Source organism: Hungatella sp. (assembly GCF_046966825.1).
Genome location: NZ_JBKVCZ010000255.1, coordinates 1 through 3,567 on the forward strand (window position 1 = coordinate 1; position 3,567 = coordinate 3,567).

Below are 3,567 nucleotides of genomic sequence, written 5' to 3' on the forward strand. Positions count from 1 at the left end.
CGCCGATTCCTTCCTTATCCTTCTTTAGCACGATTTCGCTGGCATAGCCCAGCATGGCGAAGAATACGCGGCTGTGCTCGAAGATATCCAGGATTTCGCTGTTCTCTGATACAACGTATACCTTTGCCTTCTTGCTCGGCGGAACGTTCATGGAAGTCCGGACATTCCGGATGCCTCTTACCGCTTCCTTGATGGTCTCTACCGCATGCTCTTCCTCGGCAAAGTTCCATTCCTCCTTATATTCCGGCCATGCGGATACCATGATGGAACATTCCGCCGAACGACCGTGAGGGGGAGTCTCCTCTTCTTCCTCGTCCTGAAGATTGCAGAAGATTTCCTCGGTGAGGAACGGCATATACGGATGAAGCAGCTTCAGGGAATTGATCAGCACGGTCTTTAAGGTCCAGATGGCTGCTGCCTTTGTGGTATCCTCTTCGTTCCAGAGTCTCGGCTTTACCATCTCGATATACCAGTCGCAGAATTCCTCCCAGATAAAATCGTAAACCTTCTGGAGGGCGATTCCCAGTTCATACTTGTCTAAATTGTCTGTCACCTCGCGGGCCAGGGTATTGGCCTTGGAAAGAATCCATTTATCCGCCATGGTCAGATCAGACAGCTCCGCCTGGCTGTCAGGCGCCTTCTCGATATTCATCATCATGAAGCGGGAAGCGTTCCATACCTTGTTGGCGAAGTTGCGGCTGGCTTCCACTCTCTCCCAGTAGAAACGCATATCGTTTCCAGGGGCATTGCCGGTAATGAGTGTCATACGCAGGGCGTCCGCGCCGTACTTGTCAATGACTTCCAGCGGATCGATGCCGTTGCCTAAGGACTTGCTCATCTTGCGGCCCTCAGAATCTCTGATCAGTCCATGGATCAGCACGGTGTGGAACGGCAGCTCTCCGGTCTGTTCGATGCCCGAGAACACCATACGGATCACCCAGAAGAAAATAATATCGTATCCTGTCACCAGCACGTCTGTCGGGTAGAAATACTTTAAGTCCTCTGTCTCGTTCGGCCATCCGAGTGTAGAGAACGGCCACAGAGCAGAAGAAAACCAGGTGTCGAGCGTATCTTCATCCTGAGTAAGGTGAGTACATCCGCATTTCGGGCACTTCTCCGGTCTTTCCTTGCTTACAACAATCTCTCCGCATTCGTCGCAGTAATAGGCCGGAATCCTGTGGCCCCACCACAGCTGTCTGGAAATACACCAGTCGCGGATGCTCTCCAGCCAGTGCAGATACGTCTTATCGAAACGCTCCGGCACAAATTTCAGTTTTCCGTTCTTCAACGCCTCGATCGCCGGCTTTGCCATCTCTTCCATGCGTACAAACCACTGCTGCTTTACCATCGGTTCTACCGTGGTCTTACAGCGGTCGTGAGTACCTACGGCGTGGGTATGGGGAACCACCTTTACGAGAAGGCCCAGTTCCTTCAAATCCTCTACGATGGCTTTTCTGGCCTCGTAACGCTCCATTCCATCGTACTTGCTGCCAGGCAGACTGATGGTCGCGTCGTCGTTCATAATCGTAAGCTCCGGAAGGTTGTGGCGTTTGCCCACCTCGAAGTCGTTAGGGTCATGGGCCGGTGTAATCTTTACACATCCGGTACCGAATTCTTTGTCTACGTAGGAGTCGGCAATCACCGGGATAGTGCGTCCCGTGAGAGGCAGCTTAAGCATCTTTCCAACGAGATGGGTGTAGCGCTCATCCTCCGGATTGACTGCTACAGCCGTATCGCCGAGAAGCGTCTCCGGTCTCGTGGTTGCAATCTCCACAAAGGAACCTTCCTCTCCCGCTACCGGATAGTTGATATGCCAGAAAAATCCGTCCTGGTCCACATGCTCCACCTCTGCGTCCGATATGGAGGTCTGGCATACGGGGCACCAGTTGATGATTCTGGATCCCTTGTAAATATAGCCTTTCTCATACAGACGGATAAATACTTCCTGCACCGCTTCCGAACAGCCCTCGTCCATGGTAAAACGTTCTCTGTCCCAGTCTGCGGAGGAGCCCATCTTATGAAGCTGGTTGATAATGCGTCCGCCGTATTCCTTCCTCCAGTCCCAGCATTTCTCCAGGAATCCGTCACGGCCCAGGTCCTCCTTATCGATGCCCTGCTTCTTTAAGCTCTCGATTACCTTGACCTCTGTGGCGATCGCCGCGTGATCCGTACCCGGCTGCCAGAGCGCCTCGTATCCCTGCATCCGTTTGTAGCGGATTAGAATGTCCTGCATGGTGTTGTCCAGCGCGTGGCCCATATGAAGCTGGCCGGTGATATTTGGCGGAGGCATCACAATGGTAAATGGTTTCTTATCCGGATTGGGCTCTGCGTGGAAATACTTCTTGTCCAGCCATTTCTGGTATATCTTGCCCTCAATTTCGGCAGGATTATAATTTTTTTCTAGTTCTTTCATGGTATTCTCCTTATCTGTTTTCTTTCTTATTTTTCTAAGGCTGTCTGCCCTGTTTCATGAAGCTTTGAAACTCTTCGAAATCTCCTTTTTGAAAAGCATCTTTCTTTACCATAATGCCTATGGTTTTTTCTATGACAATGACGTACAGGCCGCTAGACTCTTTCACCCTGGAAATCTGGCTGTAATAATATGTTTTCGCCGCTTCACCGTCATTTGCACACTCAATTCTGTCCGGATAAAACAATATGGTCTTTCCCATTCCGGTATGGCTCAGTTCATAGACTCTGTAGTTTTTTTTTGCCAGCCTGGAGCTGTAAAACACGCTGAGCAGGAGGAACAGCACTCCCAGGACAATCAGCAGAAGCTTAAACACAATATGGACCGGGAATAGCAGCCCCCAGACCAGATACACGACTCCAAGTACGATATGGACGGTTCGCCTCGAAGCTGCCATGCATTTCGTGTATTCCTGAAGCAGCTCCGGCGTGACCTGGTATGAATTTTCAAATAATGGGGCGTCGTTTCTGCCCGAGACCTCATATCTTTCCGGAAAGCTATGCCTCCCCTGCTTCATAAACTCCCGGAACTCTTCGTAGGTCCCTTTTTGAAAGGAATCCTTCTTTACGATAATACCGGTTTCATTTTTTACGACAATGGAATACAGGCTGCCGGACTCCTTCTCTCTGGTTATATGCCTATAGTAAAAGGTCTTTTCCTCCCCGCCGTCATTCACACATTCCATTCTGTCCGGATAAAACGATATTGTTTTATCCAGTCCGGCGTGGCTCATTTCATATCTCCTGTAATTCTTCTTCGCAAGCCAGGCACTGTAAAACACGCTGCAAAGGATCGCTGTCACTCCCAGAACAGGCAGCAGAACTCTCAGCGCTGCATGAGAGGTAAACAGAATTCCCCAGATGAAACACAGGATTCCGAGTACAAGCAGAACCTTTCGCCTCGGGGCTGTCATACAGTTCGTATACTCCCGCAGCAGCTCGGGTGACATCTGGTATGTATTGATAAACAAAGGTTCCACGGCGATTCTCCTTTCCATTTACTTGTCTGTTTTAAAAACACAATGCTTCAAAAAGCAGCACTCACGCGCCGGACTCACGCGCCGGAGCGCGGTCGCTTCAGCGGCCATACTTCCTTAG

General features: G+C 50.5%; 2 protein-coding genes. Both read right to left on the bottom strand.

The window, feature by feature from the left end:
- Positions 1 to 2,413: valine--tRNA ligase (locus ACLTD4_RS33375; RefSeq protein WP_412331953.1), on the bottom strand; the 2,413-nt coding region annotated here is incomplete at its 3' end.
- A gap of 34 nt (positions 2,414 to 2,447) precedes the next feature.
- Positions 2,448 to 3,449, bottom strand: coding sequence for a YcxB family protein (locus ACLTD4_RS33380; protein WP_412331954.1), 1,002 nt, complete (start codon positions 3,447 to 3,449; stop codon positions 2,448 to 2,450).
- Positions 3,450 to 3,567: the final 118 nt, after the last annotated feature.